Annotated in this window: 16 protein-coding genes; 13 read left to right on the top strand and 3 right to left on the bottom strand. The window is 69.7% G+C overall.

Features of this window, described 5'->3' with window-relative positions; genetic code table 11:
• The first annotated feature begins 28 nt into the window (after nucleotides 1-28).
• Genes QC180_RS19250 through QC180_RS19260 form a run of 3 tightly spaced genes read left to right on the top strand, consistent with a single transcriptional unit; the run spans nucleotide 29 to nucleotide 2,183 of the window.
• Nucleotides 29-523 carry an ImmA/IrrE family metallo-endopeptidase gene (locus tag QC180_RS19250; RefSeq protein WP_278264161.1) on the top strand — a complete coding sequence of 165 codons (495 nt, stop codon included), beginning with the start codon at nucleotides 29-31 and terminating at the stop codon, nucleotides 521-523.
• Nucleotides 520-1,599, top strand: coding sequence for a hypothetical protein (locus QC180_RS19255; RefSeq protein ID WP_278264162.1), 1,080 nt, complete (start codon nucleotides 520-522; stop codon nucleotides 1,597-1,599). Before QC180_RS19250 ends, QC180_RS19255 begins: the two co-directional genes overlap by 4 nt.
• Nucleotides 1,596-2,183 carry a phosphatase PAP2 family protein gene (locus tag QC180_RS19260; RefSeq protein WP_278264163.1) on the top strand — a complete coding sequence of 196 codons (588 nt, stop codon included), beginning with the start codon at nucleotides 1,596-1,598 and terminating at the stop codon, nucleotides 2,181-2,183. The genes QC180_RS19255 and QC180_RS19260 overlap by 4 nt, the downstream gene beginning before the upstream one ends.
• Nucleotide 2,184: 1 nt before the next feature.
• Here the strand turns inward: QC180_RS19260 and QC180_RS19265 are convergent, their stop codons facing one another.
• Nucleotides 2,185-2,616 carry a helix-turn-helix domain-containing protein gene (locus QC180_RS19265; protein ID WP_278264164.1) on the bottom strand — a complete coding sequence of 144 codons (432 nt, stop codon included), beginning with the start codon at nucleotides 2,614-2,616 and terminating at the stop codon, nucleotides 2,185-2,187.
• A 248-nt stretch (nucleotides 2,617-2,864) separates the two neighbouring features.
• Nucleotides 2,865-3,362 (bottom strand): SRPBCC domain-containing protein, encoded by a 498-nt coding sequence (locus tag QC180_RS19270; RefSeq protein WP_278264165.1) that lies wholly within the window; start codon nucleotides 3,360-3,362, stop codon nucleotides 2,865-2,867.
• 105 nt (nucleotides 3,363-3,467) lie between these two features.
• On the opposite strand from QC180_RS19270, the gene QC180_RS19275 reads away from it, so the two are divergent.
• The 5 genes from QC180_RS19275 (at nucleotide 3,468) to QC180_RS19295 (ending at nucleotide 6,941) form a co-directional block, all read left to right on the top strand.
• Complete coding sequence (locus tag QC180_RS19275) at nucleotides 3,468-3,977, top strand: O-acetyl-ADP-ribose deacetylase (protein ID WP_278264166.1); 510 nt, start codon at nucleotides 3,468-3,470, stop codon at nucleotides 3,975-3,977.
• Between the two features lie 150 nt (nucleotides 3,978-4,127).
• Nucleotides 4,128-4,697 (top strand): crossover junction endodeoxyribonuclease RuvC, encoded by a 570-nt coding sequence (ruvC, locus tag QC180_RS19280; protein ID WP_278264167.1) that lies wholly within the window; start codon nucleotides 4,128-4,130, stop codon nucleotides 4,695-4,697.
• Nucleotides 4,694-5,293, top strand: a complete 600-nt coding sequence (ruvA, locus tag QC180_RS19285; RefSeq protein WP_278264168.1) for a Holliday junction branch migration protein RuvA — start codon at nucleotides 4,694-4,696, stop codon at nucleotides 5,291-5,293. Before ruvC ends, ruvA begins: the two co-directional genes overlap by 4 nt.
• Nucleotides 5,294-5,296: 3 nt before the next feature.
• Nucleotides 5,297-6,376 (top strand): Holliday junction branch migration DNA helicase RuvB, encoded by a 1,080-nt coding sequence (gene ruvB / locus QC180_RS19290; protein ID WP_278264169.1) that lies wholly within the window; start codon nucleotides 5,297-5,299, stop codon nucleotides 6,374-6,376.
• Between the two features lie 52 nt (nucleotides 6,377-6,428).
• Nucleotides 6,429-6,941: a GtrA family protein gene (locus QC180_RS19295; protein ID WP_278264170.1), complete on the top strand. Its 513-nt coding sequence runs from the start codon at nucleotides 6,429-6,431 to the stop codon at nucleotides 6,939-6,941.
• Between the two features lie 113 nt (nucleotides 6,942-7,054).
• On the opposite strand, the gene QC180_RS19300 is transcribed toward QC180_RS19295, so the two are convergent.
• Entirely contained in the window at nucleotides 7,055-7,633 is a 579-nt protein-coding gene (locus QC180_RS19300) for a DivIVA domain-containing protein (RefSeq protein WP_278264171.1), read from the bottom strand.
• 164 nt (nucleotides 7,634-7,797) lie between these two features.
• On the opposite strand from QC180_RS19300, the gene QC180_RS19305 reads away from it, so the two are divergent.
• The 5 genes from QC180_RS19305 to QC180_RS19325 all read left to right on the top strand — a co-directional run bounded on the left by QC180_RS19305 (nucleotide 7,798) and on the right by QC180_RS19325 (nucleotide 14,508).
• Nucleotides 7,798-9,288 carry a flavin-containing monooxygenase gene (locus tag QC180_RS19305; RefSeq protein ID WP_278264172.1) on the top strand — a complete coding sequence of 497 codons (1,491 nt, stop codon included), beginning with the start codon at nucleotides 7,798-7,800 and terminating at the stop codon, nucleotides 9,286-9,288.
• Nucleotides 9,289-9,441: 153 nt separating this feature from the next.
• Complete coding sequence (yajC, locus tag QC180_RS19310) at nucleotides 9,442-9,780, top strand: preprotein translocase subunit YajC (RefSeq protein ID WP_278264173.1); 339 nt, start codon at nucleotides 9,442-9,444, stop codon at nucleotides 9,778-9,780.
• A 105-nt stretch (nucleotides 9,781-9,885) separates the two neighbouring features.
• Nucleotides 9,886-11,607 carry a protein translocase subunit SecD gene (gene secD / locus QC180_RS19315; RefSeq protein ID WP_278264174.1) on the top strand — a complete coding sequence of 574 codons (1,722 nt, stop codon included), beginning with the start codon at nucleotides 9,886-9,888 and terminating at the stop codon, nucleotides 11,605-11,607.
• Nucleotides 11,604-12,773, top strand: a complete 1,170-nt coding sequence (secF, locus tag QC180_RS19320; RefSeq protein WP_278264175.1) for a protein translocase subunit SecF — start codon at nucleotides 11,604-11,606, stop codon at nucleotides 12,771-12,773. Before secD ends, secF begins: the two co-directional genes overlap by 4 nt.
• A 22-nt stretch (nucleotides 12,774-12,795) precedes the next feature.
• On the top strand, nucleotides 12,796-14,508 hold the full coding sequence (locus tag QC180_RS19325; protein ID WP_278264176.1) for an ABC transporter substrate-binding protein: 1,713 nt from the start codon (nucleotides 12,796-12,798) through the stop codon (nucleotides 14,506-14,508).
• Nucleotides 14,509-14,530: the final 22 nt, after the last annotated feature.

The raw sequence follows: 14,530 nt of genomic DNA on the forward strand, positions 1-14,530 counted from the left end.
TCGGCCGGTGGGGCCCGGGTGTGGTTGGATGACAGGCGTGTTCACCGGATCGACTGTCCATGCGGCGGTCGATCGCATCTTCACCACGGCGACGGTGGAGGAATCCCGGTCACTGCCCGGATTGGTGGCGGCGATCGCCCGCGACCGGGGCAGGCCGTTGCGTCTGGTCGAGGACGCCGCACTGCCGACCGGAGTGTTCGGACAGTGGGTCCACTTCCCCGACCATGACGAGGTGAGTGTCGCGTCCTGGGTCCAGACCCGGGACCGGACCATCGCGCACGAACTCGGTCACATCGTCCTGGGACATCGAGGTCGGCCGGTGGTGGACCTGGCGCGAACGATGCTGCCGGACTCGGTGCACGACATGGCGGCGCTGATGTTGCGTCGGGAGTGCGGGAACGCGGGTGCGGCCGAGGAGGAATCGGCTGCCGAGCAGTTCGCGAGCCTGCTGCTGACCCGCCTGCGGACCATGGGCGGCAGGCGACCGCGGTTGCGCTCTCGCTGGGGTGAGGCGCTGGGATGATCGCCCTGGTGCTGGCGCCGCTGATGTGGATCGCCGTGGTGAGCCGGGCGTGGCGGTGGTGGTGGTCGCGTGGCTGGGTGCTCGGGAGCATGGTGGTGGCGCTGAGTGTCGTCGCCGTGCATCTGAGCTCGAACATCCCGGCGGTCGAGACCCTGGTGCAGGCACTGGTCCCGATATCGAACTTCTCGACCGGCCTGCGCATGGTGCTGTTCAACGTGATGGCCGCGTCCTCGGGCGTGCTGGCATTGGCGGTGACCAGCGATCCGGATCGGGTGGCACGCGGGGCGCGGGTGCTCGGCCTGGTCGCGGTGGTCGGCTCGGTGGCGGCGATGACGATCTTCGCCTGCGCTCCCGCCGTTCCGCAGGCCGCGGGCGGCTTCGAGTTCGACATCACCTACAGCCACCTGCCCGGATACGCCGAGGCGGGCATCGCCGGAGCGCTGTTCCCGGCGCTGCTGTGCCCCGCCCTGATGGTGATGACCGCGCGAGCCGCCGACGCGCGCAGCCTCACCGGCTGGAGCCTGATCCTGCTGTCGGCCGGGCTGGCCGCCGCGACGGTGTGGGCGTGGATCCGCCTGAGCTATTTCGTGGCGGTCCGTTGGCTCGGCGCGCCCCCACTGCCGGTGGTCTTCGAGGTGACCCGGGCGGTGTCCGCGGTGGGTGTGCTGGTGATCTTCGTGGGCATGATGTTGTCACCGGTGGTGTCGTGGCTGCGTGCGCGCCGCACACTACGGGCTATCGGTCCGCTGCATCGGGAACTGACGTCGCGTTGGCCGGGAGTTCGGCGGCCCTCCCGGCGGGGCAGCGGCATCGAGGAGCGGGCCGGTGACCGGGTCACCGAATTGCTGGACGCGTTGAGTATGGAAGCCGAGACCGCCGCACCGCCCGGCACCGAGGTCGCCGAGATGACGGAAGTAGCTGCGGCAGTGGCGGATTGGCTGTTGCACGGACGATGTTCGCCCGCCTTCAGCAGCGCCGGAATCCGATCGGCGGTGCTCGCGGCGGACCTCGACCGCACGTGGGCGTTGACCTTGGCGCGGACATATCGGGATGGGCAACGGGAGGTTTCGGCGTGACGGAGACGATGGCACCGCGAGCGCGCGCGGCGCGGGTGATCACCGAACTCGGTGCGCCCTGGGTGATCAACATCGTGACCGGCACGATCGCCGGATTCGCGGTGGGGGCACCCGGGTGGGGGCTGTTCGTCGCCGCGATCACGGGCGCAATTCCGATGATCATCATCCTGGCCGGGGTGCGGCGCGGTATCGCCAGCGATCACCACGTCACCGATATCGACGGTCGGCGCTGGGTGATTCCGGCGATTCTCGGCATCGTGGGCCTCGGCCTGATCGTCGAGATCGCGCTGGGCGCCCCGCGCGCGCTGATCGCCTGGACGGTGGCCGGGCTGGTCGTCCTGTTCGGCATCGGCATCGTCACCGTGGTCGGCAAATGGAAGGTGAGCGTTCACACCGCCGTGAGCGCGGGAACGACGATCCTGCTCGCGCTGATCGCCTCACCGTGGTTCCTCGCCGCGTTGCCGCTGACCGCCGTCAACGGATGGTCGCGGGTGTGGCTGGGTGATCACAGTCGCGGTCAGGTCGTTGTGGGCTCTTTCGTGGGCGCGGTCCTCGCCGGTGCGGCCTATCTGTTGGTGGCCTGAATCAGTCGTCGCGTTCGATCGTGCTCCGGCGCAGCTCCCGGAACCCGACCTCGAACACCTGGGCCGGGTCGTAGCTACGGGCCGCGATCCGCTCGGCACCGGAATCGCGGATCGTGCCGAGCCAGTCGATGTGCCGCCGGATCTCGGCATAGGACTCCGGCGCGCCGAAATAGTCGATCGGAACCCGGAATACGGTGGCGATGTCGGTGAGCGTCGGCAACGCGGGTGAGCGTCGCTTGCCCGACAGCAACTGTGACATGTAGCCGGTGGTCATCCGACCGCCGTTGGCCCGGATCATGTCGACCACTTCGGTCTGGCTGTAGGGGCCCCGGCCGCGCGGATACACCGTCTCGAACAGGAACCGCAATCGTTCGGAGAACGCCGGGCCCGCGTCGGATTCCGTCGGCGCGGCATCGTTGTCGAGGTCCGACATGGCCTCGCACCTCCTTCGTCATCGTCCGGCGGTGTACCCGTCCGCGCGAACTCCACGCGCCACCTTATCCGGCCACCGCGAACTTGCTTTTGCAACTTGCACTAGCAAGTAGAGGCCGCATAGGGTTTGCAGCGCTGCCCTGATCGGTCGGGAGGGGGAGTCCCGGTTCGCTCGTGGAGGGGGCGAGCGAACCATCCGTATCGGCAGTGGCCGTGGGAGACACAGCGGCGTGCGTCCCACGGTCGCCGCTAGGCGAGCTTGCGGTAGTACGCGGCCATGGACGGGTAGTAGTCGGCGAAGTCGGGGCGTTCGGTGTGGGTGCAGGCGGCGACGAACATGTCGGCGTAGTACTCCCAGCCGGGGCCGATCTGGGGGATCTCGGCCAGTTGGTACTCCGAGGTCAGGTGGTGGACCAGGTGCAGTTCGGTGGCCGCGCCGATGTCGAGCAGGGTGACCTCGAGTCGCCACAGGCCGATCTGGTCGGTGGCCGACAGGGCCAGGTGGATCGGTGGGGTGCAGTCGTCGATGCGCATGGCCGTCCAGGGCTCGCCCTCCTCGAAGCGCATCTGCACCCGGACGGTGTTGCCGGTCCCGGCCTCGCCCTCCCAGGTGCCGTACCAGCTCGCGGTCAGGTGCGGGTCGGTCAGCCGGGCCCAGACCTCCTCGATCGGCAACCCCAGCGCCCGGGTGATCACCAGGTCGCGGCCCTCTTCGGTGGGCAGGATCTCGCCGGTGGGTGTGGCCATACGCGGTTCTCCTCGGCTCGGACGGATCGACGGGCAGCGACCTTCTCGACGGTACGCCGCGATAAGCACTGGCGACCTGAGCCGCGCGAAACCGACAATGGAGCGATGACGAGAATCGAGGCGGTCCGCGGCGACATCACCGAACAGCGCGTCGACGCGGTGATCAACGCCGCGAACTCCTCGCTGCTCGGCGGCGGCGGTGTCGACGGCGCGATCCACCGCAAGGGCGGCCCCGAGATCCTGTCCGCCTGCCGCGATCTGCGCGCCTCCCACTACGGCAAGGGCCTGCGGACCGGCCAGGCCGTTGCCACCACCGCCGGTGGGTTGCCCGCGCGCTGGGTGATCCACACCGTCGGCCCGGTGTGGTCGGCCTCCGAGGACCGCTCGGCCCTGCTGGCCTCCTGCTATCGCGAATCCCTGCGTGTGGCAACGGAACTGGGCGCCGCATCGGTGGCGTTTCCCGCGATCTCCACCGGCATCTTCGGCTGGCCGATGGACGACGGCGCCCGGATCGCGATCGAGACGGTGCGGACGGCCGAATTCGTCGTCCCCGACGTGCGTTTCGTGCTGTTCGACGACCGGGCCCACGCGGCCTTCATCGCTGCCCTGGGCTAGTAGCTCACGCGGAGCTGATCTCCCCGACCTCGCGCGGGTGCTGTCCCCGCTGTCCGAGCCGACCGTCGGCCGGATCGTGTCGCTGGCCGTCGGTCCCCGCGCGATGCTCTAGACTTTCGAACAACTGTTCGTGTCTTCGAAGGGGTGCCGGTGCGGGTGATGGGCGTCGATCCCGGGCTCACCCGGTGCGGGCTCAGCATGGTGGACAGTGGGCCGGGGCGGCGGATCGTCGCGGTGGATGTCGGGGTGGTGCGCACGCCGGTCGACGCCGAACTGGCCCATCGGCTGATGGCGGTGGCCGACGCGGCCGAGGAGTGGATGGACACCCATCGGCCCGAGGCGGTCGCGATCGAGCGGGTCTTCGCCCAGCACAATGTGCGCACGGCGATGGGGACCGCGCAGGCGGGCGGGGTGATCGCGCTGGCGGCCGCGCGGCGCGGAATCCGGGTGGCCTTCCATACGCCCAGTGAGGTGAAGGCCGCCGTCACCGGTAACGGCACTGCCGACAAGGCACAGGTCACCGCGATGGTGACCCGGATTCTCGGCCTGAAGGTCGCCCCGAAACCCGCCGACGCCGCCGACGCGCTGGCGCTGGCCATCTGTCATTGTTGGCGGGCGCCGCTGCTGGACCGGATGGCGGCGGCACAGGCCAAGGCGGACGAGGTGCGGCGCCGCTACGAACAGCGGCTGGCCGAACAACGGAAGGTGGTGCGCGGGTGATCGCGTCGGTACGCGGTGAGGTGCTCGAGATCGCGCTCGATCACGTGGTGCTCGAGGCCGCCGGAGTCGGGTACCGACTCAATGTCACCCCCGCCACCCTCGCGGGCCTCACCCGCGGCGAGGAAGCCAGGCTGTACACGGCGATGATCGTGCGCGAGGACTCGATGACGCTGTTCGGCTTCGCCGACACCGAGGCCCGCGACCTGTTCGGCCTGCTGCAGACCGTCTCCGGCGTCGGCCCACGCCTGGCCATGGCGGTGCTGGCCGTCCTGGAACCCGAGGCGCTGCGCAAGGCGCTGGCCGAGAGCAATGTCTCCGCGCTGACCCGGGTGCCCGGCATCGGCAAGCGCGGCGCCGAGCGCATGGTGGTGGAACTGCGCGACAAGGTGAACCTGGTCCCGGTCCCGGCGGGTCCGCCCGGCGCGCAGGCGCCGATCACGCCGGTGCGCGAGCAGGTCGCCGAGGCGCTCGTGGGTCTGGGTTTCCCGGCCAAACTGGCCGAACAGGCCGTCGACGCCGTGCTGGCCGACCAGCCCGCCGCGTCCACCTCCGTCGCCCTGCGCGCGGCCCTCGGCCTGCTCGGCAAGAACAGGTAGCGCATGGACCCCGATTTCGAGGACGAGTCCGCGGTCAGCGCGGGCTTCCTGCACTCCGACGGCGAGACCGAGACCGGCCTGCGTCCCACCTCGCTCGACGACTTCATCGGCCAGCCGCGCGTGCGCGAACAGTTGGCCCTGGTGCTGCGCGGGGCCCGCCAGCGCGGCGCCACCCCCGACCACGTGCTGCTGTCCGGCCCGCCCGGACTCGGCAAGACCAGCATGGCCATGATCATCGCCACCGAACTGGGCACCGCGCTGCGCATCACCTCCGGCCCCGCCCTGGAACGCGCGGGCGACCTGGCCGCCATGCTGTCCAACCTCGTCGAAGGCGATGTGCTGTTCATCGACGAGATCCACCGGATGGCCCGGCCCGCCGAGGAGATGCTGTATCTGGCGATGGAGGACTTCCGCGTCGACGTGGTGGTCGGCAAGGGCCCCGGCGCCACCTCCATCCCGCTCGACATCGCGCCGTTCACCCTGGTCGGCGCCACCACCCGCTCCGGCGCGCTGACCGGCCCGCTGCGCGACCGCTTCGGCTTCACCGGCCACATGGACTTCTACGAACCCGACGAACTGCTGCTCATCCTGCAGCGCTCGGCGCGCATCCTCGGCGTGCGGATCGACCACGACGCGGCCGCCGAAGTCGCCGGACGGTCGCGGGGCACCCCGCGTATCGCCAATCGACTGCTGCGCCGCGTGCGCGACTTCGCCGAGGTCAGGGCCGACGGCGTGATTACCACCGAGATCGCGCGGGCCGCGCTCGAGGTCTACGACGTGGACGCGCTCGGCCTGGACCGGCTCGACCGGGCCGTGCTGGGCGCGCTGGTGCGTGGCTTCGGCGGGGGACCGGTCGGGGTGTCGACGCTGGCGGTCGCCGTCGGCGAGGAAGCGGCCACGGTCGAGGAGGTGTGTGAGCCGTTCCTGGTGCGCGCCGGACTCGTCGCCCGCACCCCGCGCGGACGTGTCGCCACGGCCGCCGCCTGGGAGCATCTGGGACTGGTCCCGCCGCCGGATCTGGTCATCGGCGCCATCGAAGTGCGTGGGCGCGAACCACAACCGAGCGGCGAACTGCTGGACTGACCGCGAGGGACCGGACGGGCGCGGCCGGGCCGGGTCGTCTACTGTCGGCGTGGTGGCAGTCCATGCGGTGGTGCAACGCCTCCCCGAGCCGTTGCGTTCCCTGCTGTTGAAGCACCGGGAACTCCTGAAATTCGCGGTCGTCGGCGCGATCACCTGGTTCATCGACACCGGCGTGGTCTACGCGGTGAAGCTGACCGTGCTCGGCGACAAGCCGCTGACCGCGCGGCTGCTCGGCGCGCTGATCGCGACCATCGCCTCCTACATCCTCAACCGCGAGTGGTCCTTCCGGACCCGCGGTGGACGCGGCCGCAGTCACGAGGCCGCCCTGTTCTTCACCGTCAGCGCGCTGGGCATCGTGGTCACCATGATCCCGCAGGCGCTGTCGCTGTACGTCCTGAATCTGCGGGTGCCGCACGTGGATTCGACGGTGCAGATGGTCGCCAACTTCATCAGCGGCCAGATCCTGGGCGTACTGCTGGCCATGGCGTTCCGCTTCTGGGCCTTCCGCCGCTACGTCTTCCCCGACGACCTGCGCGCCGCCGAACTCACCAGCATCCAGGGCTGATATATGGCGGCTGGCGCCGCGGGTTCTCGGCCTGGAAGCCTCGATCTTCCCTCCCGGCGGGTACTCCTTCGTCGCACCCTCTGGTCAGTCCAGATCGAGGCGGCCGAGAACCGTCAGCGCTTGGCCTCGGCGCGGTCCAGGGCGGTGATCACCAGGTCGACGAAGGCGTCGACCTCCTCGCGGGAGTAGCCGCGGGTGCCCAGGCGCGCGTCGGTGAAGCGCACCCCGCGCACGTCGGTGGCGGTGAGGCTGCCGGGGCCGTTGTGGGCCAGGGTGGCGGCGACCAGGTCGAGGAAGGCGTCCACCTCTTCCTCGTGGTAGCCGCGTCGACCGACCGCCGACAGGCTGAAGCGCATCCGGTGCACGTCGTCGGGGGTGAGCATCTCGGCGGCGGTGTCCCCGGCGCGGGCCGCGGGCACCGGCGCGCCGCCCTTCTGGCGGTATTCGAGTTCGGTCCGGACGCGGTCGAGGAAGTCGTCGACCTGGTCGGCCTGGTAGCCGCGCCCGCCGAAACGGGGGGCGCCGAAGTGCACGTGGCGGATGTCGTCGGCGGTGAGCGCGCCCTGACCGTCGAGGGTGGCGGCGACCAGTTCCAGGAACGCGTCGACCTCGTCAGCGTGGTAGCCGCGATGGCCCAGGGTCGGCATGGCGAAGTGGGTGCGGCTCACATCGTCGGGCGTCACAGCGGTCATTGTGTCAGGAGTGCCCTTCTATCCCACTGGTTTTCGTCATCGCCACCGCGGCGCGGACCTCGCCGCGGAACAGCCGCCGTCGGGCGTGACTGTACACCGGTACAATAGTGTGTCATCTTGTAACAGACACTTGTGAGAAGTACTTGTCGTGCGGGAGGTTCGACGTGGCACCTCAACTGGACGCGGTCGTGGTGGGCGCGGGTTTCGGCGGTATCGGCGCCGCCATCGAACTCGACCGCCTCGGCCTGCGCGATTTCCTCATCCTGGAACGGGAGGACGACCTGGGCGGTACCTGGCATGTGAACCGGTACCCCGGCCTGGCCGTCGACATCGCCTCGGTCACCTACTCCTATTCCTTCGAGCCCAACCCGTTCTGGAGCAGGCTGTTCGCCCCGGGCGCCGAGCTGAAGAAATACGCCGAGCACGTGGCCGACAAGTACGGCCTGCGCGCGCGGATGCGCTTCGGCACCGTGGTCGACGGCGCCCGCTGGGACGAGGACAACGAGCAGTGGGTGGTGAGCGTCGCCGGGGGCGAGACGCTGACCGCGCGCTATCTGCTCACCGCGACCGGGTTCCTGTCCCAGCCCTACACCCCGCCGTTCCCCGGTATCGAGTCCTTCGCGGGCAAGATCATCCACACCACCGACTGGGACGACTCCTACGACCTGACCGGGCGTCGGGCCGCCATCATCGGGACCGGCGCCACCGCGGTGCAGCTGGTGCCCGAGGTGGCCGAGCGGGTCGCCGAGCTGACGGTGTTCCAGCGCACCCCGATCTGGGTGGTGCCCAAGATCGACGCGCCGATCCCGGGCGCGGTGCAGCAGCTCTTCGACAAAGTGCCGCTCACCCAGAAGGCGGCCCGGCTGGTCAACACCGGCATGCTCGAGGCGCTGATGGTGGTGGGCGTGCTGCACTACGCGCAGGCCAAGCCGCTGAACAAGGCCGCCGCGCTGCTCGCCAAGGCGCATCTGTACGCCCAGGTCCGCGATCCGGAGACCAGGGCCCGGCTGACCCCGCACTACGACTTCGGCTGCAAGCGGCCCACCTTCTCCAACCAGTACTTCAAGACCTTCAACCAGCCGCACGTGCGCCTGGAGACCAACTCGATCGACCACCTCGAACCCGACGGCATCGTCACCGCCGACGGGCACAAGACCGAGATCGACACCCTGCTGCTGGCCACCGGCTTCAACCTGTGGGACGTGAACTTCCCGGCCATCGAGATCGTCGGGCGCGAGGGGGTGAATCTCGGGAAGTTCTGGCGCGACAACCGGTTCCAGGCCTACGAGGGCATCACCGTGCCCAAGTTCCCCAACTTCCTGAGCCTCAACAGCCCGTACTCCTACAGCGGGCTGTCCTACTTCACCACCATCGAGGCCCAGATGAAGCACATGGGCCGGTTGTTCACCGAGCTGTTCCGGCGTGGCGAGCACACCTTCGAGGTCACCGAGCGGGCCAACGCGCAGTTCCTGGACCGGGTCACCGAGAAGCTGGGGTCCTCGGTGTTCTACGGCGGCGACTGCTCCACCGCGCGCAGCTACTACTTCAACCAGCACGGGGAGGCCGCGCTGCTGCGCCCGACCAGCACCGCCAACGCCCACCGCGAGGCGGTCGCCTTCCCCCTCGAGGACTACCGCTACGGGCGCACCGCCTGAGCCCACGCGACCCCGCCGACCCCGGCCCGCACGCGCGGGACCGGGGTCGTTTCCTCCGCGTGGCGGGTGTCCGGTGTGTCGGCGCGGCGGAGAACTGGCAGACTGTCAGGCGTACTTGCACGTCCACCCACTGACTAGGGACTGACTTCGACGATGGACTTCCTGTTTCCGCTGCTGATCCTGGCCCTGCTCGTGCCGATGTTCTTCGGTATCCGCAAACAGAAGCGGGAGGCCGAGAAGGTCTCGAGCATGCAGGAGGGGCTGAAGGTCGGTGACCAGGTGATCACCACCTCGGGCCTGTACGGCACCGTCGTCGACCTCGACGATTCCACCGTCGACCTGGAGATCGCCGAGGACGTCGTCACCACCTGGCTGCGTCAGGCCATCCGTGAGGTGCGTGTCGAGGAGCAGGTCACCGACGAGACCCCGGTGACCGAGGCTCCCGTCGAGGAAGCCCCGGAGCAGACCGAGACCCGGCTGACCAAGGACTGACCCGTTCCACCCCCGCCGGGGTCGGCGTGCGATCGGTGCGCGCCCGGCCGGGCACCGCTGTGCCCATCGATCCATCCTCGACTTCCGCCTAGGAGATGACCTGCTGTGCCACCTTCCCAGGGATCGGCGCATCCGTTCCGGCTGCTCGGCGTCTACGCCGCGCTGCTGGCCGTGATCTACGCGCTGGTGTTCTTCACCGGTGACCATTCCCCCACGCCCAAGCTCGGCATCGACCTGCAGGGCGGCACCCGCGTCACCTTGACCGCGCGGACCCCCGACGGCAACAAGCCGAGTCAGGACAGCCTGAAGAAGGCGCAGGAGATCATCGAGAACCGCGTCAACGGTCTCGGTGTCACCAACTCCGAAGTGATCATCGACGGCGACACCCTCGTCATCACGGTGCCCGGCGAGGACAGCCAGCAGGCCCGTGCGCTGGCGACCACCGCCAAGCTCTACATCCGGCCGGTGCTGGCCGCCACCCAGCCGCAGGTGGGCGGCGCCGCGCCGCAGACCCCGGTCCCGGGTGACACCCCGCAGACCCCGACCACCGAGACGCCCGGTCAGACGCCCGCCGAGACCCCGGCGCCCGCCGACCCGAACGCTCCGGCCGCCGGTGAGCCGACCACTCCGGCCCCGCAGTCGCGGGTGTTCCCGGCCCAGGCGCCCACCCCGACGCCCTCGCCCGCGCCCGCGCCCGGCACCAGTGCCGCCCAGCAGCAGGCCAAGGAGATCGCCGACGCCAAGGCGCTGCGCCAGAGCACCGATCAGGCCGTGCAGCAGGTCGCCGTGGCGAGCATGGACTGCACCAAGCCCGACGTGCTCGCCGGTAACGACGACCCGGCGCTGCCGCTGGTCACCTGCTCGCAGGACGGCACCGAGGTGTTCCTGCTCGGCCCCAGCCGCATCGACGGCCAGGAGATCGCCGACGCCACCTCCGGCCTGAACTCCCAGCAGGCCCGCCACGAGGTGAACCTGGAGTTCAAGTCCGCCGGTTCCGACGCGTGGGCCGATCTGACCGGCGAGTACGTCTACAAGCGGGTCGCCTTCGTGCTCGACTCGAAGGTGGTCAGCGCGCCGCAGGTGCAGCAGGGCCCGCAGCTGGGTGGCCGCACCTCGATCTCGGGCAGCTTCACCGCCGACAGCGCGGCCGAGCTGGCCAACACCCTCAAGTACGGCTCGCTGCCGCTGTCGTTCCAGACCTCCGAGGCCGAGACGGTCTCGGCGACGCTGGGTCTGTCCTCGCTCAAGGCCGGTCTGCTGGCCGGTGCGGTCGGCCTGATCGCGGTGCTGCTGTACTGCCTGCTGGTCTACCGGATGCTGGGCCTGCTGGCCGGGTTCTCGCTGATCGCGGCCGGTGTCGCGGTCTACGGCATCATCGTGCTGCTCGGGCGCTGGATCGGGTTCACCCTCGACCTGGCCGGTATCGCCGGTCTGATCATCGGTATCGGTCTGACCGCGGACTCGTTCGTGGTGTTCTTCGAACGCATCAAGGACGAGATGCGCGAGGGCCGCAGCTTCCGCTCGGCCGTGCCGCGTGGCTGGGCGCGCGCCCAGCGCACCAACCTCTCCGGTAAGACCGTCAGCCTGATCGCCTCGGTTGTGCTGTATCTGCTCGCCGCCGGTCAGGTGAAGGGCTTCGCCTTCACCCTCGGTGTCACCACCGTCCTCGACGTGATCGTGCTCTACCTGGTCACCGCCCCGCTGATGATGCTCGCCGCGCGCTCGCCGTTCTGGGCCAAGCCGTCGGTGAACGGTCTGGGATCGGTACAGCAGATCGCCAGGGAGCGCGGCGCCGGGCAGTCCCGGCCGAAGGAGATGTCTCGATGAGCAACGACAAGCCCACCGACGAGTCGGTGTTCCTGGACGAGGCCGAACCCACCCAGGGCCCGAAGCACGGTTTCTTCGAGCGTCTCTACACCGGTACCGGTGGCTTCCCGATCGTCAGCAGGCGCAAGTTCTTCTACGGCGTCGCCGCGGCGCTGCTGCTGATCTCGCTGCTCAGCATCGGGATCCGCGGGTTCACCCTCGGTATCGACTTCGCCGGTGGTTCGCGCATCCAGGTGCCCGCCGCCGACGTGACCACCCAGCAGGTGGAGGACACCTACGCCACCACCCTGGGCCACGGCCCGGTCTCGGTGCAGAAGGTCGGCTCCGGGGACTCGGCCACCATCCAGGTGCGCTCGGAGACCCTGGACAAGGACCAGAGCGCGCAGGTGCAGGAGTCGCTGCGTCAGCTGTTGAGCACGGAATCCGGGACCGAGGCCAGCATCGACGCGATCAGCATCGCCGAGATCAGCGAGACCTGGGGTGGCCAGATCACCCAGAAGGCGCTGATCGCCCTGGTGGTGTTCGTGCTGCTGACGATGATCTACATCGCCATCCGTTTCGAACGCGACATGTCGGTCGCGGCCATCGTGTCGCTGTTCTTCAACCTCATCGTCACCGCGGGCATCTACTCTCTGGTCGGCTTCGAGGTGACCCCGGCCGCGGTGATCGGTCTGCTCACCATCCTGGGCTATGTGCTCTACGACAACGTGGTCGTCTTCGACAAGGTCGAGGAGAACACCCGTGGCGTGCTGCACCTGAACAAACGCACCTACGCCGAACAGGCCAACCTGGCCGCCAACCAGACCCTGATGCGCTCGATCAGCACCACCGTCATCGGCATCCTGCCGATCATCGGCATGCTGGTGATCGCGGTCTGGCTGCTCGGTGTCGGCACGCTCAAGGACCTCGCGCTGGTGCAGCTGGTCGGCATGATCGTCGGCGCCTACTCGTCGATCTTCCTGGCCGTGCCGGTGCTGGTGTCGATCAAGGAACGCTGGGGCCCGGTGGCCGCGCACACCAAGAAGGTGCTCGCCAAGCGGGCGGCCGGGGACACCCGGGTGCCGGTGAGCGCCGGTACCGGTGCGGCGCGCGCCCCGCGTTCGGGCAACACGGGCGCGCCCCGACCGGGTGCGCGACCCAGCGGAAAGCGGCAGAGAAGGCACTGACGGCGACGGCAGGGGTATCGGCATGCGAGGCAGCACGATTCGACTGATCGCCGGGCTGGCCGCGGCGGTGGTGACCGCCGGGGTGGTGACCGGTTGCTCGTCCAAGAACCAGGTGCCCTCCATCGGGTACGCGGTGGACGCGGCGGTCGCCAGCTACAACGGCGGCAGCACCCTCGGCGCCACCAGCGGCGCGCAGGCGGTGTTCGGGCGGGTGCTGACCGGGTTCTTCTTCACCGGACCCCACGGTCAGCAGATCGCCGACACCGACGCGGGCACCGCCAAGGAGGTGCCCGGTGACACCCAGACCGTGCAGTACCGGCTCAACCCGGACGGTGTGTACTCCGACGGGGTGAAGACCTCCTGCGACGATCTCGTGCTGGCCTGGTCGGCGCGCTCGGGCCGGTTCACCCGGCCCGGCGACCGCGGCCCGGTGCCGCTGTTCGACGCGGCGACCACGGTCGGCTACGAGGACATCGAGCGGGTCGACTGCCAGCCCGGCTCCAAGGACGCCACCGTGGTGTTCCGACCCGGCAAGCACTATCTGCCGTGGCGGACCCTGTTCACCGCGGCCGAGCTCATGCCCGCGCACGTGGTGGCGCAGGCGGCCGGGGTACCGAACGTGGTGGACGCGCTACAGGCCGGTGACGGTGCCGTGGTCGGCCGGATCGCCGACTTCTGGAACACGGGCTGGACGATGAAGCCCGGCGCGCTCGAGCTGACGAAGTTCCCGTCCTCGGGGCCCTACCGGATCGAATCCTTCACCGCCGACGACGGATTGGTGCTGGTCGCCAACGAGAAGTGGTGGGGTTCGGCACCGGAGACCAGCCGGATCGTGGTGTGGCCGCGCGGCACCGACTACGCCGCCAAGGCGAAGGACAACGCGCTGGGCGTGGTCGATCTGGGGGCGGGCTCGGTCGACGGGCTCTCCCTCGGCGGCTTCGACGAGCAGACGATCCCCGGTCGCGGCGCCGAGCAGCTCGTGCTGGCCAGCGGTGGTGTGTTCGGCCGGGTGGAGGTGCGCCGGGCCTTCGCCCAGTGCGTGCCGCGCCAGGCGCTGTTCGACACCCTCGGCAAGGCGGGCGAGGTGCCCGAGCGTGGTCTGGGCGCGGGTCCGCTGAACACCCGTGTCGTGCAGCAGGATTCGCTGTACTACCCGGCCGTGGCCGGTACCGCCGACCGGTACCGCGGCGCCGACATCCCGGCCGCCACCGCCACCCTGGCCTCGGCGGGCGCCGCGCAGCCGACCGTGCGGATCGGCTACCTGGCACCGGACGCGCGCCGAGCGAAGACGGTGGCGATGATCGCCGAATCGTGCCGTGGCGCCGGGATCAGCGTGGTCGACGCGGGTGCCCCGGATTTCACCCCGAGCAAGCTCGCCGAGGGCACGGTCGACGCGGTGCTCGGCAGCACCGGCGCGGTGCCGGGCCCGGCGGGGTCGAGCGCGAACGTCGCCGCCTTCGCCGCGTTGCGGGCCGGTAGCGGGCTCGATGTCGGGGGTTTCGCCAACGGTCGCTACGATGCGATCACCGATCAGCTTGCGGGCGAGACCAACTCGGCCGTGACGCTGGATCTGCTCACCGAGGCCGAGAACCTGCTGTGGGCGCAGTTGCCCAGCATCCCGCTGTTCGCGACCCCGCGCACCATCGCCTTCGGCCACGGCATGCAGAACGGGATCGCCGGGCCGACGCAGGCCGGTACCGGGTGGAATATGGATCGCTGGGTGTTGCAGCGGTGAGTGGATGTGACGGAGAGGTGCC

The organism is Nocardia anocheti (assembly GCF_029675105.1).
GTDB lineage: Bacteria > Actinomycetota > Actinomycetes > Mycobacteriales > Mycobacteriaceae > Nocardia.